Source organism: Polynucleobacter sp. MWH-P3-07-1, from assembly GCF_018687555.1.
Classification (GTDB): Bacteria; Pseudomonadota; Gammaproteobacteria; order Burkholderiales; family Burkholderiaceae; genus Polynucleobacter.
This window is the reverse complement of record NZ_CP061296.1, coordinates 1,361,901-1,382,199: the sequence shown is the minus strand read 5'-3', so window position 1 is coordinate 1,382,199 and position 20,299 is coordinate 1,361,901. Positions and strand designations below refer to the sequence as shown.

18 protein-coding genes are annotated in these 20,299 nt (G+C 48.1%); 7 read left to right on the top strand and 11 right to left on the bottom strand.

What is annotated here, in order from left to right; genetic code table 11:
* Positions 1–8: 8 nt before the first annotated feature.
* The 3 genes from lspA to ICU98_RS07215 are packed head-to-tail and all read right to left on the bottom strand — an operon-like array spanning position 9 to position 4,313.
* Complete coding sequence (gene lspA / locus ICU98_RS07225) at positions 9–491, bottom strand: signal peptidase II (RefSeq protein ID WP_215351800.1); 483 nt, start codon at positions 489–491, stop codon at positions 9–11.
* Positions 492–508: 17 nt separating this feature from the next.
* Positions 509–3,370 carry an isoleucine--tRNA ligase gene (gene ileS, locus ICU98_RS07220; RefSeq protein WP_215351798.1) on the bottom strand — a complete coding sequence of 954 codons (2,862 nt, stop codon included), beginning with the start codon at positions 3,368–3,370 and terminating at the stop codon, positions 509–511.
* Positions 3,363–4,313, bottom strand: coding sequence for a bifunctional riboflavin kinase/FAD synthetase (locus tag ICU98_RS07215; RefSeq protein ID WP_215351797.1), 951 nt, complete (start codon positions 4,311–4,313; stop codon positions 3,363–3,365). Before ICU98_RS07215 ends, ileS begins: the two co-directional genes overlap by 8 nt.
* Positions 4,314–4,351: 38 nt before the next feature.
* Here ICU98_RS07215 and purN point away from each other — a divergent pair, with 38 nt between their 5' ends.
* The 3 genes from purN (at position 4,352) to ICU98_RS07200 (ending at position 7,765) form a co-directional block, all read left to right on the top strand.
* Positions 4,352–4,984: a phosphoribosylglycinamide formyltransferase gene (purN, locus tag ICU98_RS07210; RefSeq protein WP_215336150.1), complete on the top strand. Its 633-nt coding sequence runs from the start codon at positions 4,352–4,354 to the stop codon at positions 4,982–4,984.
* Positions 4,977–6,512 (top strand): RsmB/NOP family class I SAM-dependent RNA methyltransferase, encoded by a 1,536-nt coding sequence (locus ICU98_RS07205; protein ID WP_215336148.1) that lies wholly within the window; start codon positions 4,977–4,979, stop codon positions 6,510–6,512. Before purN ends, ICU98_RS07205 begins: the two co-directional genes overlap by 8 nt.
* 140 nt (positions 6,513–6,652) lie before the next feature.
* Complete coding sequence (locus tag ICU98_RS07200) at positions 6,653–7,765, top strand: fatty acid desaturase (RefSeq protein WP_215336974.1); 1,113 nt, start codon at positions 6,653–6,655, stop codon at positions 7,763–7,765.
* A gap of 66 nt (positions 7,766–7,831) precedes the next feature.
* On the opposite strand, the gene rpmG is transcribed toward ICU98_RS07200, so the two are convergent.
* From rpmG to radC, 3 genes are all read right to left on the bottom strand, one after another.
* The gene (gene rpmG / locus ICU98_RS07195; protein WP_088526346.1) at positions 7,832–7,999 is read right to left on the bottom strand and encodes a 50S ribosomal protein L33; all 168 of its coding nucleotides are present in this window, start codon (positions 7,997–7,999) and stop codon (positions 7,832–7,834) included.
* A gap of 11 nt (positions 8,000–8,010) precedes the next feature.
* Positions 8,011–8,244: a 50S ribosomal protein L28 gene (gene rpmB / locus ICU98_RS07190; RefSeq protein ID WP_076023792.1), complete on the bottom strand. Its 234-nt coding sequence runs from the start codon at positions 8,242–8,244 to the stop codon at positions 8,011–8,013.
* 148 nt (positions 8,245–8,392) lie between these two features.
* Positions 8,393–9,049, bottom strand: a complete 657-nt coding sequence (gene radC / locus ICU98_RS07185; RefSeq protein ID WP_251365325.1) for a DNA repair protein RadC — start codon at positions 9,047–9,049, stop codon at positions 8,393–8,395.
* A 63-nt stretch (positions 9,050–9,112) separates the two neighbouring features.
* Here radC and ICU98_RS07180 point away from each other — a divergent pair, with 63 nt between their 5' ends.
* Both ICU98_RS07180 and ispH read left to right on the top strand, forming a co-directional pair.
* Positions 9,113–9,559 (top strand): peptidylprolyl isomerase, encoded by a 447-nt coding sequence (locus tag ICU98_RS07180; RefSeq protein WP_215351795.1) that lies wholly within the window; start codon positions 9,113–9,115, stop codon positions 9,557–9,559.
* Positions 9,560–9,568: 9 nt separating this feature from the next.
* On the top strand, positions 9,569–10,510 hold the full coding sequence (ispH, locus tag ICU98_RS07175; RefSeq protein ID WP_215336144.1) for a 4-hydroxy-3-methylbut-2-enyl diphosphate reductase: 942 nt from the start codon (positions 9,569–9,571) through the stop codon (positions 10,508–10,510).
* A gap of 22 nt (positions 10,511–10,532) precedes the next feature.
* Here ispH and ICU98_RS07170 read toward each other — a convergent pair whose 3' ends face one another.
* Together ICU98_RS07170 and ICU98_RS07165 are read right to left on the bottom strand one after the other, a co-directional pair.
* Complete coding sequence (locus ICU98_RS07170; RefSeq protein ID WP_215351793.1) at positions 10,533–11,723, bottom strand: acetylornithine transaminase; 1,191 nt, start codon at positions 11,721–11,723, stop codon at positions 10,533–10,535.
* A 39-nt stretch (positions 11,724–11,762) separates the two neighbouring features.
* Complete coding sequence (locus ICU98_RS07165; protein ID WP_215351791.1) at positions 11,763–12,803, bottom strand: CDP-6-deoxy-delta-3,4-glucoseen reductase; 1,041 nt, start codon at positions 12,801–12,803, stop codon at positions 11,763–11,765.
* Between the two features lie 26 nt (positions 12,804–12,829).
* Here ICU98_RS07165 and ICU98_RS07160 point away from each other — a divergent pair, with 26 nt between their 5' ends.
* Positions 12,830–13,726 (top strand): SDR family oxidoreductase, encoded by an 897-nt coding sequence (locus tag ICU98_RS07160; protein WP_251365324.1) that lies wholly within the window; start codon positions 12,830–12,832, stop codon positions 13,724–13,726.
* Here ICU98_RS07160 and ICU98_RS07155 read toward each other — a convergent pair.
* The 3 genes from ICU98_RS07155 to ICU98_RS07145 form a co-directional block, all read right to left on the bottom strand.
* Positions 13,707–15,479 carry a glutamine--tRNA ligase/YqeY domain fusion protein gene (locus ICU98_RS07155; RefSeq protein WP_215351788.1) on the bottom strand — a complete coding sequence of 591 codons (1,773 nt, stop codon included), beginning with the start codon at positions 15,477–15,479 and terminating at the stop codon, positions 13,707–13,709. The two genes, ICU98_RS07160 and ICU98_RS07155, sit on opposite strands and share 20 nt — an antisense overlap.
* 79 nt (positions 15,480–15,558) lie before the next feature.
* Positions 15,559–17,061 carry a tripartite tricarboxylate transporter permease gene (locus tag ICU98_RS07150; RefSeq protein WP_215282047.1) on the bottom strand — a complete coding sequence of 501 codons (1,503 nt, stop codon included), beginning with the start codon at positions 17,059–17,061 and terminating at the stop codon, positions 15,559–15,561.
* Between the two features lie 18 nt (positions 17,062–17,079).
* Positions 17,080–17,538, bottom strand: a complete 459-nt coding sequence (locus ICU98_RS07145) for a tripartite tricarboxylate transporter TctB family protein (protein ID WP_215351785.1) — start codon at positions 17,536–17,538, stop codon at positions 17,080–17,082.
* A 126-nt stretch (positions 17,539–17,664) separates the two neighbouring features.
* Between ICU98_RS07145 and alaS the strand changes: the two genes are divergently transcribed.
* Positions 17,665–20,289: an alanine--tRNA ligase gene (alaS, locus tag ICU98_RS07140; protein ID WP_215351783.1), complete on the top strand. Its 2,625-nt coding sequence runs from the start codon at positions 17,665–17,667 to the stop codon at positions 20,287–20,289.
* Positions 20,290–20,299 lie beyond the last annotated feature (10 nt).

Here is a 20,299-nt window from a genome sequence, read left to right as displayed (position 1 = left end):
GTGCAAGCTTAAAGGGGTTGAGCAGATTTGCCAAATGCCCGACGTAATTCAGCCCAAATAATGAGGGCTGCACCAATTGAGATAGCGCTATCAGCAATATTGAAGGCTGGCCAATGCCAGTTTCCGTAGTGACAATCAATAAAGTCGATCACAAAACCAAACATCAACCGATCTAAGACATTGCCTAAGGCGCCGCCCAGAATAAGACTCAATGCCCAAGACATCGTTTTACTCAGCTGGGTACGTGCCAGCAAGTAAACGATGTAGGCTGAAGCGGCTAAACCTAGAAGCGTGAAGAACCAACGTTGCCAGCCACTCCCTTGTGCCAGAAAAGAAAATGCTGCGCCTGGGTTAAAAAGTAACAGCCAGTTTAGAAATGGCAATACAGGCTGGGGAATGCCTAGTTGCAAATGACTCAACGCTAGCCATTTAGTGCACTGATCTAATAGTAGAGCTAAGGTAGCAATTGTGAGCGAATAATAAAGTGGCATTTTCTTAAACCAATCGCTTAAGCAAATAAGCGATGTTCACCGCTGGCAAAAAGGTTGCTTATACAGCGGCCACATAAATCGGGATGATCGGCATTGCTGCCCACATCAGCAGTGTGATGCCAGCAACGACCACATTTTTTATATTGACTAGCCCGTACTGCAATTTCAAGCGGGCCTTGATGGAGTTCAACCGAAGCGCTAGAGGTAATCGTGACAAAGCGTAGGTCATTGCCTAAACTATTCAGGATTGCAAAATCAGGCTCGGGTAGCTTGATCACTAATTCAGCTTGAAGTGACGATCCGACGTTACCAGCTTCACGTTCGATTTCGATTGCTTTAGTTACCTCAGACCGAATCTCGCGAATGCGATTCCATTTAGTCAGTAAGTCGGCAGCATTTGTAATGGCAGGAAATTTTCCAAACTCTTCCATGAAGATCGATGCTTTGGCTTTTTCGCTGTCAGCATGAGGCATTACTTGCCAAGCCTCTTCTGCCGTAAAGGAAAGAAATGGCGCAACCCATTTAAGTAGATTCTTGGTAATGTGAAAGAGCGCATTCTGAGCTGCACGGCGATCAGGAGAATCGGGGGCGCTGGTATAGAGGCGGTCTTTGAGGATGTCGAGATAGAAGCCACCAAGGTCTTCTGAGCAGAAGGTGAGCATCCTTACCACCGCAGGCTGGAATTCATAGGCTTGATAAGAGTTTTTGACCTCATCTTGCAATTGAGCGGCCAAGGCTACAGCATAGCGATCAATCTCTAACCACTGGTCAGCTGACATAGCATGCTTGCTAGGGTCAAAGTCTGCCAAGTTCGCCAATAAGAAACGCAAGGTGTTACGAATGCGACGATAACTTTCTACCACTCGTTTGAGAATCTCATCGGAGATAGTCATCTCTCCTGAGTAATCCGTCGATGCAACCCACAAACGAATGATTTCTGCGCCGAGCTTATCGGCAACCTGTTGCGGTGCGATGACATTGCCAACGGACTTACTCATCTTGCGACCTTGTCCATCTACCGTAAAGCCATGCGTGAGCAATGCCTTATAGGGTGGTTTGCCATCGAGCATCGAGCCGGTTAATAGCGATGAATGAAACCAGCCACGATGTTGATCTGAGCCCTCGAGATACAGGTCAGCTAGACGGCCATTTGGAGTCTCGGCTTCTGGGCGATAGAGTTCATGACGATGCGAACCCCGAATCACATGCCAATGTGTCGTACCTGAATCAAACCAGACATCCAGCGTATCTCGATTCTTTTCATATTGACCTGCTTCATCGCCAATGAGTTCGCTCAACTCCAATTTTTGCCAAGCTTCAATACCATCTTTCTCAACGCGCTTTGCAATTTCTTCTAATAACTCTATGGTTCTTGGATGTGGCTCACCACTCTCTTTATGAACTAAGAAAGCCATCGGCACACCCCATTGGCGTTGGCGTGACAAAGTCCAGTCAGGACGATTGGCAATCATGCTGTGTAAGCGTTGCTTACCCCAGGCAGGGAAAAATTCGGTGTTCTCAATACCCGCTAGGGCAGTTTCTCGTAAGCTGGCCTTGCCATCACTTGGCTTCTTATCCATACTCGCAAACCATTGTGAGGTTGCGCGATAAATGATGGGTGACTTATGACGCCAACAATGCATATAGGAATGCGTATAGGTTTTATCTTTCAGCAGGCTTCCCGCTTGACGGAGGGCTTCGACAATCTTCGGATTGGCTTTCCAGATAAATTCATTAGCAAAGAGGGGCAACCATGAGGCATAGACGCCGTTACCCATCACAGGATTCAGAATCTCTTTGTCGGACAAGCCATGGGCTTTGCAAGATTTAAAGTCTTCCTCGCCATAAGCTGGGGATGAGTGAACAATTCCAGTTCCAGTATCGAGTGTGACGTACTCCGCAGGATAGATTGGCGATAAGCGACGATAACCCTCATCTAGTTTTGCCAAAGGGTGCCAGAAAGAAATATTTTCCAATTGACTTCCTAAACAGGTAGCAAGCACTTTGCCTTCAAGACCATAGTCAGTTAAGCAAGTCTCAACACGATCTTTAGCCAGAATCAGTAATTTGTCACCTACGTCTACTAATGCATAGTTCACTTCTGGGTGCACATTCAAGGCTTGGTTCGCAGGCAAAGTCCAGGGAGTGGTAGTCCAAATCACAATCATGCCGGGTTTGTTTGGGATGCTACTTAAGCCAAAGGCTTTGGCAAGGGCAGGTAGTTGCGCATCATCAAACGCAAATGCGACGTCAACGGTCGTGTCAGTCTTATCTTGGTATTCCACTTCAGCTTCAGCGAGTGCAGAGCCGCAATCAAAACACCAGTTCACAGGCTTGAGTCCGCGAAAGACATAGCCTTTTTCCCAGATCTTACCCAGGGCTCGAATTTCATCGGCCTCATTGCGATAGTTCATGGTGAGATAGGGATTATTCCAATCGCCCAACACCCCTAGACGCTCAAAATCTTTTTTCTGTTTATCAATTTGTACTTGAGCATAAGCACGCGCTTTCGATTGCACTTCAGCAGTCGGTAGATTTTTACCAAATTGTTTTTCAATTTGAATCTCAATTGGCATGCCATGACAATCCCAGCCTGGCACATAGACAGAGTCAAAACCCATCAGCCAACGGGATTTAACGATCATGTCTTTGAGAATCTTATTGACTGCATGCCCAATATGAATATCGCCGTTTGCATATGGTGGGCCATCATGCAAGATGAACTTCGGTTGATGCGCATGTGCCTCACGAATCTTTTCGTAGAGCTTATTTTTTTGCCATTGTGCAACCCATTGAGGTTCGCGCTTTGCTAGATCTCCCCGCATTGGAAATGGAGTATCAAGAAGATTGACTGGATAGGCGTTTTCTTTTTCAGACATAAGTTTTTTTCAGGAAATAATTTCTGGCGTGCTGAGCATCTGCCGCAATGGCATGGGTAAGAGAGTTGAGGTCGGAGTACTTTGCCTCATCCCGAATTTTTTCTAAGAGTTCTACGGTAATGACTTTGCCATAAGCATCTTGATTGAAATCAAACACGTGTGTTTCTAGTAAGACGCGTCCTTGGTCTTCTACGGTAGGCCTGACACCCAGACTGGACACGGCTGGTAAAGGCTTGTCAGACAGGCCGTGAACCTGCGCCACAAAAATTCCGCTGGTTGCAGGTTTGCGATGATGGAGATGATTTGCGACAGCAAGATTAAGGGTCGGAAAGCCAAGCTCTCGACCTAATTTCTGGCCATGTATCACGTGACCAGAAATGCCGTAGGGACGACCTAGTAACTTACTTGCCAGTTGCATATCCCCATTTGCTAGAGCATCACGCAGTGCTGAGCTGGAGATACGTTCGCCGTCTTCTAGAATGGTAGCAATACTGGACACTTCGAAACCCAGTTGATTGCCAGAAGCTTTCAGACTTGCAAAATTTCCGGCACGTTTGGCTCCGTAGCAAAAGTCATCACCAATCAAAATCCATTTGGCGTTCAAGCGCTTAACCAGAATCTCTGAAACAAATTCTTCGGGAGTAAGTTTTGCGAAGGCATTATCAAAATGCTCCACCACCACTCGGTCAATGCCGACATCAGAAAATGCAGAAAGCTTGTCGCGCAGATTCAAAATTCGTGGGGGCGCTTGCTCTGGGGAGAAAAATTCCTTAGGGTGTGGCTCAAAAGTCATGACGCAGCTCACCAACCCTTTTTCCTTAGCCCCAGTTTTCAGTTGTTCAAGCAGGGCGCGATGACCCCTGTGCACGCCATCGAAATTGCCGATGGTTAAGGCACAAGCTGGTCCTGCGGAAAACTGGGTGGGGCCACGGAATACGTTCACAAATCGCTTTCAGGGTAGCCATCAATTATATTGTGGGCATGCTTTCAATCGTTACCTTAATCTCCGGCCGCGGATCTAATTTCGAGGCCATCGTCAAAACTGCCCAAAAAGAGGCTTGGCCAGTCATTTTTTCAGGGGTGATTGCCAATCATTCTGCCGCCAAGGGCCTTGATTTTGCTCGCTCAGAGGGTATTCCGGCTTTTACAGTTGAGCATCGTGCTCATGCCAGCCGAGAGTCGTTCGATGAGGCACTAATTCATCAAATCGACCAATTAGGGGCTGATTTGGTCGTGTTGGCGGGTTTCATGAGAATTCTGACCCCGCAATTTATTCGACATTTTGAAGGTCGTTTGATCAATATTCATCCTGCCTTATTGCCCCAGTTCCCCGGTTTGCATACCCATGAGCGGGCTTTAGAGGCAGGCGTGAAGACTCACGGGGCAACTGTCCACTTTGTCACTGAGGGAGTTGATGAAGGCCCCATCATTTGCCAAGCCTCAGTGCCAGTCTTGGAGGGCGATAGCGCTGAGGCTCTAGCTGCCCGTGTTTTGGCCGCTGAGCATCAAATCTACCCGCGGGCCGTAAAATGGTTCCTTGATGGACGATTGCGCATTGAAGGTAATCAAGTGAAGTTATCTCCCCCTGAGGCGCAATTTTTTAAATATGAGTAAAGAACGTTCACCACGTGGGTCTGGCCCACGCAGCAGTAATACCAAAAGCTACGCAGCTAAAAGCCGAGATGCCTCAAAGCGTCCAGAGCGACGCAATGCAAGTGGTAACTTAATCGCCCCTGTTGGTCAAAAGAATTTCTCGAACGCCAAGGCCTTGCCTCAGCATGCAATTCATTTAGAGCGTTTATTGCCAGAACTCCTGAGTTTTGAGCAGCCAGCCGATCGAGTGGTGAGTCGCTATTTTCGTGCTGAGCCACAGTTGGGCAATCGCGACCGTGCTTTGATTGCAGAGAGTGCCTTTGCGATCTTGCGAAGAAAAAATGAGTTTGCTCAGTTTGCTGAGAGTGGTACTGGCTCGCAAGCTAGACGTCTCGCTCTCTTGGGTTTGGTTTCCGCTCTCTCTGAGGGCGGTCTAGGCTCTGCTAATCGTGCCGAGAGCGCGATTGCTGATCTTGCACATGTTCTCCAGCCTGGGGAGTACGAGTGGTTGCAGCGCTTCTCAACTGTCGACCCGCAAGCCCTAAATCCATTGGTGCGGAACAATTTACCTGAATGGTTATGGGATGCTTTTGGAGAGTATCCGGGTGAGGAGGCGCGCGAAGACTTAGCTAAAGCATTGATGCATCCCGCCTTGCTCGATTTAAGAGCCAACACCATGAAAATCAATCGCGAGCAATTGCTTGCCGATATGAATGCGCTCGGTGGTCGCTATCAAGCCATCCCGACCCCGTATGCTCCTGATGGTGTGCGCATCATGGGCAAGCCTGCCCTACAAAATACAGTGGCCTTTAAAGCTGGCGCTTTTGAAGTGCAAGATGAGGGCAGTCAATTATTGGCCTACTTGCTTGCCCCCAAGCGAGGCGAGATGGTAGTCGACTTTTGTGCTGGTGCAGGCGGTAAAACTTTAGCGATTGGAGCTCTGATGCGCTCGACAGGGCGCCTTTATGCTTTTGACACCTCAGAGCGTCGACTTGCGAACTTAAAGCCAAGACAAGCCCGCAGCGGCCTCTCAAATGTCCATCCTGTGTGGATTGATAGTGAGAACGATGCCAAGATTAAGCGCTTGGCCGGCAAGATTGATCGCGTCCTGGTAGATGCCCCTTGTAGTGGCATGGGCACTTTACGACGTAACCCAGATCTGAAGTGGCGCCAAACCCCTCAGGGGGTTTTAGAGCTCAATCAAAAACAAGCCAGTATTTTGCATTCTGCTAGCCGCTTGCTCAAACCTGGTGGCCGCTTGGTATACGCCACCTGCAGTCTCCTGCCTCAGGAAAACCAAAAAATAGCGGAAGATTTTCTGGCTAATCATCCTGAGTTTGAGATTGTCCCTGCAGCGGAAGCGCTTAAGCCGTTGTTTCCAAAGGATATTTTGCCAATTGGTTGCAGTAAAGACAATCCTTGGTGGCAGTTATGGCCCCATATTCATGGGACTGATGGCTTCTTTGGGGCTATTTTTCAAAGAAAGCCTAGCACCACACCTCCCAAAGAGGTCTCCAAGAAGAAGCCAAAAGAAGAGTCCGAGCAATAACCCCTGTGGTTAGAAGGTTCTAAAATAGAGACTTAGTAGATCTTTTAGGACACTTCCTTTTGAATACCGTTTCAGGGTTTGATCAGTTTTTACATTGGCTAGCAAATGGCTATCTCAATTGGGCCTGGTGGCAAATTGTGATGTTTACCTTGCTCGTGACGCATATCACGATCGCCGGCGTGACAATTTTTTTGCATCGCTGCCAAGCGCATCGCGCATTAGATTTGCACCCAATTGCATCTCATTTTTTCCGCTTTTGGCTTTGGCTCACTACAGGAATGGTCACTAAGGAATGGGCCTCGGTCCATCGCAAGCACCACGCTAAATGCGAGACCATTGACGATCCCCATAGCCCACAAGTTCTGGGCATTCAAACTTTACTAACTCGCGGTGCCGAGCTGTATAAAAAAGAAGCAGCCAACCCCGAGACCTTAGAAAAATTTGGTCACGGCACTCCCGATGATTGGATTGAGCGCAATATCTATTCCCAGTTTTCTTGGCAGGGCGTTGCCTTGATGCTCATCATTGATGTGTTTTTATTTGGTGCGGTGGGTCTAACAGTCTGGGCGGTGCAAATGTTATGGATTCCCGTGACTGCGGCTGGGGTGATTAATGGCATTGGGCACTTCTGGGGTTACCGCAACTATGACTGCGAAGATGCCTCGCGGAACATCATGCCATGGGGTATTTTGATTGGCGGAGAAGAGCTGCACAACAATCATCACACCTTTGCAACGAGTGCAAAGCTCTCAAGCAAATGGTACGAATTTGATATTGGATGGCTGTATATCCAGATGATGAGTGCAGTGGGTTTGGCTACTGTCAAGAAAACTTCGCCCAAGCCAGTCATGAGTAATTTACGTCCCGCAGACCAAGGCACTCTAGAAGCCATTATTGCCAATCGTTACGAGATCATGGCTCGCTACAGTAAAACCTTGCATCGCTTCTTTAGTAATGAGGTCCAGCATATGCAAGTCTTAGCTGGCCATTTAAGTGATGCTCGTTCATGGTTATGTAAAGACGAGTCTCGCCTGAGTGAGCAAGAGAAGCTCAAGTTGGAAGAGTTGATTGCAGCGAATGCGCAACTGCGTAAGATGATTGAGATGCGTCGTGAGTTGCAGATGCTATGGGGCCGCTCTAATGCAACTCGTGAGCAATTAGTTTCGCAGTTGCATGCATGGTGTCAACGCGCAGAAGATAGTGGTCTAACCAGCTTGCGTGATTTCTCATTGAGATTGCGTCGGTACGCTTAGGGATTCAGAATCCTGGTCAATAAAAAACCCGCACTGAGCGGGTTTTTTATTATCTGAAGAAGGTAATTACTTCAGCTTAGTTTCTTTGTAAGCAACGTGCTTGCGAATGGTTGGATCAAACTTCATGATCTCCATTTTCTCAGGCTTGGTACGCTTGTTTTTTGTGGTTGTGTAGAAGTGACCAGTACCAGCTGATGACTCTAACTTGATTTTTTCTCTACCGCCTTTAGCCATTTGTGCGCTCCTTAAATTTCGCCACGTGCACGAAGATCAGACAACACGGCATCAATGCCATTCTTGTCGATAACGCGCAAACCAGCATTGGTTAAGCGCAAGCTAACCCAACGGTTTTCAGATTCAACCCAAAAACGACGATTTTGCAGATTAGGCAAAAAGCGACGCTTGGTTTTATTGTTTGCATGGGAAACATTGTTGCCAACCATCGGCTTCTTCCCAGTGACTTGGCAAACTTTTGCCATGACAGACTCCATAATTGCGAAAAAAAGAGATTGTATCAGGCTAGACCCTGTTTGAGCTAGCCCTAAATTGCTTTTACTTAGACTGTTTGCATTAAGGGTGAAGTCTGGAGTGCTTAAATACCCAATAAGTTAGTGATTACTATCATTTCTACGTATTTTGGATAAGCCCCGCATCTGAAAAGGAGAAAAAACCGCTGCTACTGACAATGCAATGGTCAAGCAGGGGAATATCCACCAGCTGGAGGGCTTTTTCGAGGGTTTTAGTCAGGTCCTGATCGGCCTGGCTTGGGAGTGGGTTCCCGCTGGGGTGGTTATGGGCAACGATTAAGGCGCTGGCATTTCTTCCAAGCGCTTCCTTGAGGATCTCTCGGGGGTAGACGGCAGTTTGGGTGATAGACCCCCTGAAGAGCTCTTGGCATTCAATCAGGCGACAGCGGCTATCGAGATATAGACAAAGGAAAACCTCATGCGGTAGGCGGCCAATTTTGGCTTGCAAGAACTCCCGAACATGGTGTGGGGAGGAAAAGATCGAGTCCTGGGCGAGTTTTTCCTCTAGGCTGCGCTTAACCAATTCATAGGCTGCCTGTATCTGTGACCATTTTGACCAACCCATTCCGTGGATAGCAGTCAACTCCTCAGGACTGCAGTTCAGCAGTTTCGGCAGGCTGCCAAACTGGGATAAAAGATCTTTCGCTAACTGAACGGCAGTTTTACCCTTCACCCCAACTCGCAGAAAAATGGCTAAGAGCTCTGCGTTGCTTAAGGCATCTGCCCCAAACGAGCGTAATTTCTCGCGGGGTTGCACCGGCTTGGGCCATTTCGAAATCGGGGAATCTACGCATTGCGAGGGTCTCGCTACAATTGCAAGATGACCAAGCTCACTGTTTTGCCCAATTCTTATTTGACTTTGAACTACCGGCTCACCTTGCCGAGTGGGGCTGATTACATCAATACTTTTGTGGATCGACCTGCTACGGTGTTGATGGGTTCTGGACAATTTGCACCTTGTTTTGAAAAAGTACTACTCGGTTTGGAAGTGGGGGAGAGAAGAAGTGCTTTGTTGGCACCAGAAGAAAGCTTTGGAGAGCGAAAAGAAGATCTAGTGCAGTGGGTTTCCCTGCAAGCGCTGAAAGAAGGGCGCGATGAGGATGTGGAATTCAACCCCGGTGATGTGATTGAGTTCAACGCACCGAGTGGCGCTCAGTACGCAGGAGTATTGCAATCGATTAACGAGGAGGGTGCTTGGTTTGACTTCAATCATCCTTTGGCTGGAGTGGCAGTCAATTTCGAAGCGCAAATTGTGGCGATTATGTGAGAGTGATGCATGAGTGAGTCGAATGTTTCCGAGATTTTGATGGCTCAGCCCCGTGGCTTCTGTGCGGGCGTGGATCGAGCAATCAATATTGTGAATGAAGCGCTGAATCGTTTTGGCGCGCCAATTTATGTTCGTCATGAAATTGTCCACAACGCTTATGTAGTGGATGAGCTGCGAAATAAGGGCGCAGTGTTTGTTGAAGAATTGGATGAGGTACCCAAAGGCGGAATTGTGGTGTTTAGTGCTCATGGCGTCTCTCAAGAGGTGAGAAAAGATGCAGAGGAGCGAGGCCTACAGGTATATGACGCAACTTGCCCCTTGGTGACTAAAGTGCATCTAGAGGTGATCAAGATGTGCAAAGAGGGCTTCACTGTTCTGATGATTGGACATGCAGGACACCCTGAGGTTGAAGGCACCATGGGACAGGTCAAGGAGGGTGTATTCCTGATTGAAAAGTTGGCCGATGTAGCCGGCTTATCTTTTTCACAAGATACCAAAATAGCTTTCGTCACCCAGACTACTTTGTCGATTGATGAGACTAAAGAGATTGTTGTAGCGCTGACAGAAAAATTTCCCAATATTGTTCAACCTCGCAAGCAAGATATTTGTTATGCAACCCAAAACCGACAAGATGCCGTGAAGTTCATGGCACCTCAGGTCGAGGTGGTCATTGTGGTCGGAAGTCAGACAAGCTCAAACTCGAATCGCTTGCGCGAACTTTCTGAAAAACTGGGTGTACCTTCCTACATGGTCGATGCGCCGGATCAGCTCAAGCCCGAATGGTTCGAAGGCAAGAAGCGGGTGGGTTTAACAGCAGGCGCTTCAGCCCCAGAGAGCTTGGCTCAATCGATTGTGGCGCGCATCCAAGAGTTTGGACCGAGAAGTGTCAGACCCCTACCGGGGGTAGTTGAAGACGTTACTTTTTCACTGCCTAAAAATTTAGTAGATTAGTGCATTCAATCAGCAAGCAAACTTAGACTTGCTTTAAGAGCTCGCGGAGCATATTGCACATCTGTATGATCTCTTGATCAGCGATGTTGAGTGCTGGCATGAAGCGGAGCAAGTTTGGTCTTGGTGAATTAATTAATAATCCCTCTGGACTACGATCGCGAGCAAGTTCAACCAATTTGGGGCCGACATCTTTGCCGAGCATCAATGCTCTGAGTAAGCCTTCACCACGTTCACCCTCGAGTCCAAACTCATTTGCTAATTTAAGGAGTTCAGCACGCAAGAGGGCGCCTTTGGCTTTCACTGCATCTAAAAATCCTGGAGCAAGCAACTGTTCAATAACGCTCATACCTACAGCGGTCATGAGGGGATTGCCGTTATAGGTACCGCCTTGATCGCCAGGTACAAAACAAGCAACAGTATCAGTCGCGAGGACAGCAGCCAGCGGAACACCGCCACCAATACCTTTACCCAGGCTCATGATGTCAGGTTCAATATCGTATAGCTGGTGTGCAAAGAGTTTGCCGGTTCTACCGCACCCTGCTTGTACTTCATCCACAATCAAAAGAATATTTTGCTCTTGAGTGAACTTGCGTAAGCCCTTCATAAACTCTGGATCTGCAGGGATGACGCCGCCTTCACCTTGAACAGGTTCTAGCATCACCGCAACCGTATTGTGAGTGACTAATTGTTTAACAGACTCTAAATCATTTAAGTCTGCTTTTGGAAAGCCTGGCACTTGCGGTGCAAATAAAGTATCCCAACCCGGTTTACCGGAGGCGCTCATGGTGGCTAAAGTGCGACCATGAAAGCTGTGATCAAAGGTAATGATCTCAAAAGCGCCGCCTTTATGGAGTTGCCCCCATTTACGCGCCAATTTAATGGCACCTTCGTTTGCTTCAGCTCCGCTGTTGGCAAAAAAGACTTTGTCAAAACAACTATTGCTCGTTAGGAGATCTGACAAACCAATCATTGGTTCGTTATAAAAAGCGGGGCTGGGATTGATCAGCTTTTTAGCTTGTGTATTTAGTGCAGAAATCATGCCAGGGTTACCATGACCGAGACAATTGACCGCCCAACCTTGCAGAAAATCTAAATAGCGTTTGCCGTTGTTATCTGTTAACCAAGATCCCTCACCTTCAACCATGACCACGTCAGGCCGCTGTGTGATGAACATCACTGAGTGGGTATCAATAGTAGCTGGTGCTTTGTTCATGTCTTTTGGAAGATAAAGGATTCAGGCAAGACCTTATTATTACGCAGATGCGAGATCTGCGGCGCTGGTGAATGAGTCTGCGAAAAATTCTTCTTCAGGCAAATGACATTTTGATGAAAAGTCTTGTCGTGCTGCATTCACCATCACTGGCGCTCCACAGGCATAGACCTGGAAGGCAGACAAATCCGGGTGGTCTTGCATTACTGCAGCGTGCACAAAGCCGGTACGGCCAGTCCAGGCGTCTTCAGCCAGGCCATCGGAAATGACTGGGGTATAGGTAAATTCAGGAATCTCCTTGGCCCAGGTCTGGCACAGTTCATCAAGATAAAGATCGCTGGGGCGACGGCCGCCCCAATATAGATGAATGGGGCGAGTGATCTTTTTAGCCTGCATCTGCTCAATGATCGATTTAATTGGCGCAAAGCCAGTTCCAGCGGCAACAAAAATAATGGGTTTTTGAGAATCTTCTCTCAAGAAAAAGCTACCCAAGGGGCCTTCAAAACGGAGGATGTCTTTCTCTTTTAAAGCGGGCGTTGTTTTGCCGAAGACAAAGTCTGTAAACAAGCCGCCAGGTAGATGGCGAATATGAAGCTCAAGCGGACCCTCAGCGACTGGAGGCGTTGCGATTGAGTAAGCACGTCTTTGCCCATCCTTTAAGAGAAACTCAATGTATTGGCCAGCCAAGAATTGGAATCGATCTGTAGCAGGTAACTGAAGCTTCAGGATAGCCACATCTGCGCTCGGCATGGAGAGGGATGCAACACGGCAAGGGACCTTGCGCACTGGCATATCTCCACCCCCTTGAATCTCGCGAGCTTCAATTAAGAGATTTGATTGAGGATGGCAGCAGCAGAATAAAGCAGATCCTGCGGCTTCATCGTTAGGCGAGAGGGCGCTAGCACTATGTTGCCCGTGACTTACTTGACCTTCAAGGATCTTGCCCTTGCAGGAGCCGCAGGCACCATTTTTACAGCCATAGGGCAGTTGAATATTGTGACGCAGAGCCGCCTCGAGCACGTTTTCATCGGCGTTAACCTCAAATTGTTTGCCGCTCGCTTTGATGGTGACTTGGTAAGACATTCTCATTCCTTTAATAAATCGTTACGATGTCAGTTATGCAATCGTTTGGTAAACCTCGAATTCTGATTATTGGCTGCGGCGACATTGGTCTGCGCGTAGCCAAACAGCTCATTCGTCACTACAAAGTCTTTGCTTTAACTTCTCAGGTGAGCCGGTTTGCTGAACTAAGAGCGGTTGGCGTTACACCGCTTTTAGGCAACCTGGACGAACCTAATAGCTTATGGCGTTTAAGTGCGATCGCCGAAACCGTGATTCATCTAGCGCCCCCACAAAATATGAGCCGTTTGGACCGGCGCACTCGCAATCTCATTCGAATTTTATCCCAAAGGCCCAATCAAGTCCGACGCCTGATCTATGTCAGTACCACCGGTGTCTATGGCAATCATTCTGGAGCCCATGTCAGCGAAACAACCCCTGTCCATCCGGAAAGCGAAAGGGCTTGGCGACGCGTCGATGCTGAGTGCACCTTGAGGCTATGGGCCTTAGCGCATGGGGTCATATTGACTATCTTGAGGGTTCCAGGGATTTATGCTTTGGACCGTTTGCCGCTCGAGCGCTTAGAGGCTAAGACACCAGCGTTATTGCCCGAGGAAGATGCGTATTCCAATCATATCCATAGCGAAGATCTTGCTCGATTGGTATGTAGCGCGGTTTATCACGGTAAACCGCAGAGAGTGATTAACGCTTGCGACGGTGGCGAGACAAAGATGGGTGATTACTTTGATCAGGTTGCTGATGCATTTGATTTAGCGAGACCAACAAGGTTGCCTGCTGAGCAATTACAAAAAATCGTCAGTCCTATGCTCTGGTCTTTTATGCGCGAGTCTCGACGGGTCATGAATACCCGCCTGGGTGAATTGAAAACAACTTTGCGCTACCCGAGCGTAGCGGCATTCTTAAAAACTATTTCCAAGAATCCTTAAGTCCAACTGTACGATTGAAAACCGGCTTACCTGGTTTGGAGTCGAGTTGATCGGCAACAAAATAACCGTGCCGTTCAAACTGAAAGCGCTCCTCTGGTTTCACTTCTTTCATACAAGGTTCTAAGTAAGCGGTGATGGTTTGCTTGGAATGAGGATTGATTGCGTCTAGGAAATTCTTATCCCCGCTATCCGGATGAGGATCATTAAAGAGGTGGTCATAAAGGCGCACTTCAGCAGGCACGGCCTCCTTGGCGCTGATCCAATGAATATTCCCTTTAACTTTGTAGTTATTGGATCCTGCTGTACCGCTTTTACTATCGGGGAAGTAATTTGCATTGACTTGAGTGATATTGCCCGCAGCATCTTGTTCAAATCCAGTGCACTCAATCACAAAACCATGACGTAAACGAACTCGGCTACCAGCTTGATCACCTATGGGTGGATACAGCCTGAAGAAGCCTTTGATTGGCTCTTTCATAAAATCATCTGCCTCAATCCACAACTCACGTGTGAAATGAAAATCACGGTTACCCCATTCGGGGTGCTGAGGGTGACACGGTGCGGAGCAGAGCTCACTGGCTTGCTCATCAAAGTTTTGTATTACCAGCTTGAGGGGCTTTAGCACAGCGGTTGCGCGAGGAGCCCTGACTTCAAGATCATCCCGTAAAGCTTGCTCAAGTGTGCTCATATCAATCCAGCTATCCGCTTTGGAGACACCAATGCGTTCGCAAAATAAACGAATGCTTTCAGGGGTGTAGCCACGCCGGCGGATACCAACAATCGTGGGCATACGGGGGTCATCCCAAGCGTCAACATGTTTTTCTTCTACCAGCTGAAGCAGTTTTCTTTTACTGGTAATGGTGTAAGTCAAATTCAGGCGAGCGAATTCGTATTGGCGTGGCAGAGGGCCCTTGAAAACGCCCGCTTCTTTTAGGGCATTTAGAACCCAGTCATACAGTGGGCGATTATTTTCAAACTCGAGGGTGCAGATTGAGTGAGAGACATTTTCAAGCGCATCAGAAATGCAATGCGTGAAGTCATACAGCGGATAGATACACCACTTGTTTCCGGTGCGATGGTGATCAGTATGGCGAATGCGGTACACCACGGGATCTCGCATCACAATATTCGGATGCGACATATCAATCTTTAAGCGTAATACGTGCTCACCATCTTGAAACTTGCCGTCACGCATATCCCGAAAGAGTTGTAAATTTTCTTCGACAGTACGTTCGCGATCAGGACTATTTTTTCCGGCTTGACCAAAGTTACCGCGATTAGCGTGAATGTCGTCCGCACTTTGACTATCAACATAGGCCTTGCCATGCTGAATCAGAATTTCAGCAAATGCATAGAGGCGATCAAAATAATCGCTTGCATGATAAAGATGCGTACCCCAATCAAATCCAAGCCATTTCACAGCATCCAAAATACTCTCTGCATATTCCACATCTTCTTTGACGGGATTGGTGTCATCTAAACGCATATTGCAACGAGCTCCCCCGGGAAGCTGGTTGTAATCTTCGGCTAAGCCGAAATTGAGGCAAATGCTTTTGGCATGACCAATATGCAGATAGCCATTGGGTTCTGGTGGGAAGCGCGTAATGATTGTTGGCAATCCATGTCCCTCACTATCGCTACGTCCAGCATATGCACCACTTGCTAAATCGTGATCAATAATTTGGCGCAGAAAATTAGATGGCTCTGTTACCGAGCTAGGACTGGATTTGGCTGATTTGCTTTCTTGGGACATTCCAACATTGTAAGGAAATCCTTGCGCTCAAAGAAAAAGCCCGCAAACTAATGCGGGCTTGGTTCTAGGCGGATGCTACTTATTCCTCTACGAATGCTTCCTCACGGGTTTTCTTAACCGCTGGCAGTGCCACAATCACAACCAAGAGGGCTGCAGCAATTAACAGACCCAAGGAGAGTGGACGGGTAAAGAAGGTCGAGAAATCTCCACGCGATAACAATAGGGCGCGGCGGAAGTTTTCTTCCATCATGGGCCCCAAGATAAAACCCAGTAGCAATGGAGGTGGCTCGCAACCCAGTTTGGTAAACAAGTAACCGACCAGACCAAACACAGCAGTGATGTAGACATCAAACACGGTGTTGTTAACGGTGTAGACGCCAATACAGCAGAAGACCAGGATTGCTGGATACATAAAGCGATATGGGATCTTCAGAAGCTGTACCCACATTCCAATCAGTGGCAAGTTCAAAATGATCAGCATCATATTGCCGATCCACATAGACGCAATCAAGCCCCAAAAGAGAGCTGGATTACTCGTCATCACCTGGGGTCCTGGTTGGATGTTATGAATTGTCATCGCACCAACCATTAGCGCCATCACAGCATTTGGTGGAATACCCAAAGTGAGCAATGGAATGAAGGAGGTTTGTGCGGCAGCGTTATTTGCTGACTCTGGGCCAGCAACACCCTCAATAGCACCCTTACCGAATTCATGGCTGTACTTGGAAGTTTTCTTCTCTACCGAGTAAGCGCCAAATGAAGCCAAAGCAGCGCCGCCTCCTGGCAGGATGCCTAAAATAGAACCAATGGTTGTACCGCGCAAGATGGCAGGAATCATGCGCTTAATGTCTTGCTTGGTTGGAATCATGGTGGTCATCTTGTTCAAGAAGCCCTCATCCTCACCTTTCTTTTCAAGGTTGGTCATGATTTCAGCAAAACCAAATACGCCCATCGCAACTGCAACAAAGCCAATACCATCGCTCAGCTCTGGAATATCGAATGCATAACGAGATACGCCAGAGTTGACGTCTGTACCAACCAGACCCATTAACAGACCAAGCACAATCATGCCGATCGCCTTGATCAAGGATCCTGAGGCGAGCACAACGGCGCCGATCAGGCCAAGGACCATCAAAGAAAAATACTCTGCCGGACCAAACTTAAATGCGAGCTGAGAAAGAGGGGCAGCGAATGCAGCTAAAACTAAAGTAGCAACGCAACCGGCGAAGAAGGATCCCATGCCGGCTGTAAAGAGTGCCACGCCCGCTCGACCATTGCGAGCCATTTGGTAGCCATCAATTGCAGTGACCACCGAGGACGTCTCTCCCGGGATGTTGAGCAGAATGGCTGTAGTCGAGCCGCCATATTGGGAGCCATAGTAAATGCCGGCCAACATAATCAGGGCAGCTGTGGGTGGAAGTGCATAGGTTGCTGGCAAGAGCATCGCAATGGTGGCAATAGGACCAAGGCCAGGCAATACTCCAATGAGCGTACCCAGGATGCAGCCGATAAAGCAATACAGAAGATTCTGTAGGGTGAAGGCGGTATCGAAACCGAGCGCTAGATTGCTAAATAAATCCATTTTGAATGTCCCGGTTAATTATTGAAAGAAGAAGGGAAGTAATGGGAACTGCAATTTGAGTCCCAGGACAAAAACTAAATAGGTCGAGGCGGCCAAGACCACCGCATTGACCAAGGTGCCCCTCCAGTTGAACTCATGACTAGCGTAGGCTGAAGTAAAAACCAGCACCAGAATCGCGAAGGCAAAGCCCATGATGGGGAGCAGAACGCCATAAAGAATGACTGATCCAGTAATGAGTCCAATAATTTTCCAGTTAAAAGCCGGAATCTTTTCAATGGCTGCCTTGGCGCTGAGTGACTTTACTAAAACAAGCAAGCCGATGGCAGTGAGCAGTATTCCGATCCAAAATGGAAAGTAACCTGGCCCCATTTTGGCAGGTGTCCCCATTTGATACTGGCTGGCTAGATAGGCAAAAAAGATACCGACCACCATGTACATCAGGCCAGCACCAAAATCTTTTTGATTACGGATTTCCACAAAATCTCCTTGTGTATCGGCATTTGTGCCGATTTATTTATATCAAAGCTCTCGAATTGTAAGGCAGACCTAGAGCCCGCTCTCTAGGGTTTGCCCTAGATTTGGGCCAATGCGATAATTATTCACATGAAAGTCTCCCAAATTCGCCAAGCCTACCTGGATTTCTTTGCCAGCAAGGGCCACCAAATTGTCCCATCTAGCCCTGTAGTGCCTGGAGATGATCCGACCCTGCTGTTTACAAATGCCGGGATGAATCAATTCAAAGACGTTTTCTTGGGATTTGATAAGCGCCCCTACAGCAGAGCAACAACTGCACAGAAGTGTATTCGCGCAGGTGGTAAGCATAATGATTTAGATAATGTAGGTTACACCGCACGTCACCACACTTTCTTTGAGATGCTGGGTAACTTTTCTTTTGGAGATTACTTTAAGAAAGAGGCGATCCAGTTTGCATGGGATCTGCTGACTCAAGTCTTCAAGCTGCCAAAAGAAAAACTGCTCGTCACTGTCTATGCAGAAGACGATGAGGCTTACGCGATTTGGAAAGATCAAATTGGCGTTCCAGCTGAACGGATTATTCGGATTGGTGATAACAAGGGTGCGCGTTACGCTTCAGACAATTTTTGGATGATGGGTGATACAGGTCCATGCGGCCCTTGTACTGAAATTTTCTACGATCATGGCGAGCATATCCCAGGAGGCCCTCCTGGCAGTCCCGATGAGGATGGCGATCGCTTCATTGAGATTTGGAATAACGTCTTCATGCAATTTAATCGCGATGAGGCGGGCAATATGCACCCCCTGCCTAAGCCTAGCGTGGATACTGGTATGGGTCTGGAGCGCATTGCAGCAGTTCTGCAACAGGTGCATTCCAATTATGAAATCGACTTATTTGTTCACTTATTAAAAGCTGCTAAAGAAGCAGTCGATGCTGCTGGTGGAGGTCATTGCGACGCTAATAGTCCATCCTTAAAAGTGATTGCAGACCATATTCGTGCCTGTAGCTTTGTGGTGGTTGATGGTGTGATCCCCGGTAATGCTGGGCGGGGTTATGTTCTGCGCCGCATTGCGCGTCGTGCGATTCGTCATGGATATAAGCTAGGCGCACGTAAGCCTTTCTTCTATCAATTAGTACCAGCCTTAGTCAAAGAGATGGGCGATGCATACCCAGAACTTCGGGCGGCGCAAGATAAAGTCGGCGAAGTTTTGAAACAAGAGGAGGAACGTTTCTTCCAGACCATTTCAAATGGTATGGAAATCCTCGAGAGTGCTCTAGCAGGTGGCGCAACAGTAGTTGATGGTGAGACCGCTTTCCGTCTACATGACACCTTTGGATTTCCATTGGATTTAACCGCAGATGTTTGTCGTGAACGAGGCGTTACCGTAGATGCAGAAGGCTTCGAGCAAGCGATGCAAAAGCAACGGGATCAAGCTCGAGCTGCAGGTAAATTCAAAGTAGCGCAAGGGCTGGAGTATTCAGGTAAGCCAACCCATTTTCATGGATACGAGAACCTCAAGCATGAGGGTGCTAGTGTTACAGCTCTTTATGTAGACGGCGCCCCAGTGCAGGCAATTCAGGCTGGCGATGCCGCCGTTGTGGTTTTAGACAATACCCCGTTCTATGCTGAGTCAGGCGGTCAGGTTGGTGATCAAGGTGAGTTACGTAATGAGGCTGCTCGCTTTGGTGTGCAAGATACTTTCAAAATTCAGGCAGACGTCTTTGGGCATCAAGGCGAATTGCTGGAGGGTGAATTGAAGGTTGGTGATTCGCTTACCGCAATTGTTGATAGCAAGCTTCGTCTCGATACGATGCGTAACCATAGTGCAACCCACATCCTCCATAAGGCATTGCGCGAAGTCTTGGGCGATCATGTTCAGCAAAAAGGTTCTTTGGTGGATGCGAGCAAAACGCGCTTTGACTTTACGCATCATGCGCCGATCTCCTCAGCAGAAATTCGCCGCATCGAAGATATTGTCAATGCCGAAATTTTGGCCAATGCTGCTACCTCAGCCAAAGTCATGTCATTAGATGACGCACAAAAGACTGGGGCGATGATGCTCTTTGGTGAGAAGTACGGTGAAGAAGTGCGCGTATTGGAAATTGGGAGCTCAAAAGAGTTATGCGGTGGTACTCACGTACAACGTACTGGTGATATTGGTAGCTTAAAGATTCTGTCTGAGAGTGGAGTGGCTGCAGGCATTCGTCGGGTAGAAGCGGTTACAGGTAGTAACGCCCTCCATTTTCTACAAGACCTAGAAGATCGCATGAATGAGGCGGCAACTATTCTCAAAACGCATCCAGCAGATTTAGTGAACCGCGTGGCGCAGTTACAAGAGAGTTTGCGACAAGCTGAGCGCGAACTTGAGAAAGCCAATTCCAAATTGGCGGCTAGCCAAGGCGATGAATTAGCTAGTCAAGCAATTGAGGTCAATGGAATTCAAGTGTTGGCAGCAAGATTGGATGGCGCAGATGCACAAGTCTTGCGCGAAACAATGGATGCCCTTAAAGGCAAACTCAAGACCGCTGCGATTGTATTGGCTTCAGTTCAGGGCGATAAGGTGAGTTTGATCGCAGGCGTTACTGCCGACACGATTGCTAGAGTGAAAGCAGGTGATCTCGTTAACTTCGTTGCCCTGCAAGTTGGCGGTAAGGGTGGTGGTAAGCCCGAAATGGCGATGGCGGGCGGCACGAATGCTGCTGCTCTTCCTGCGGCGTTAGCTGGAGTGAAAGATTGGGTTGCTAGTAAATGAGTGAGAGCTT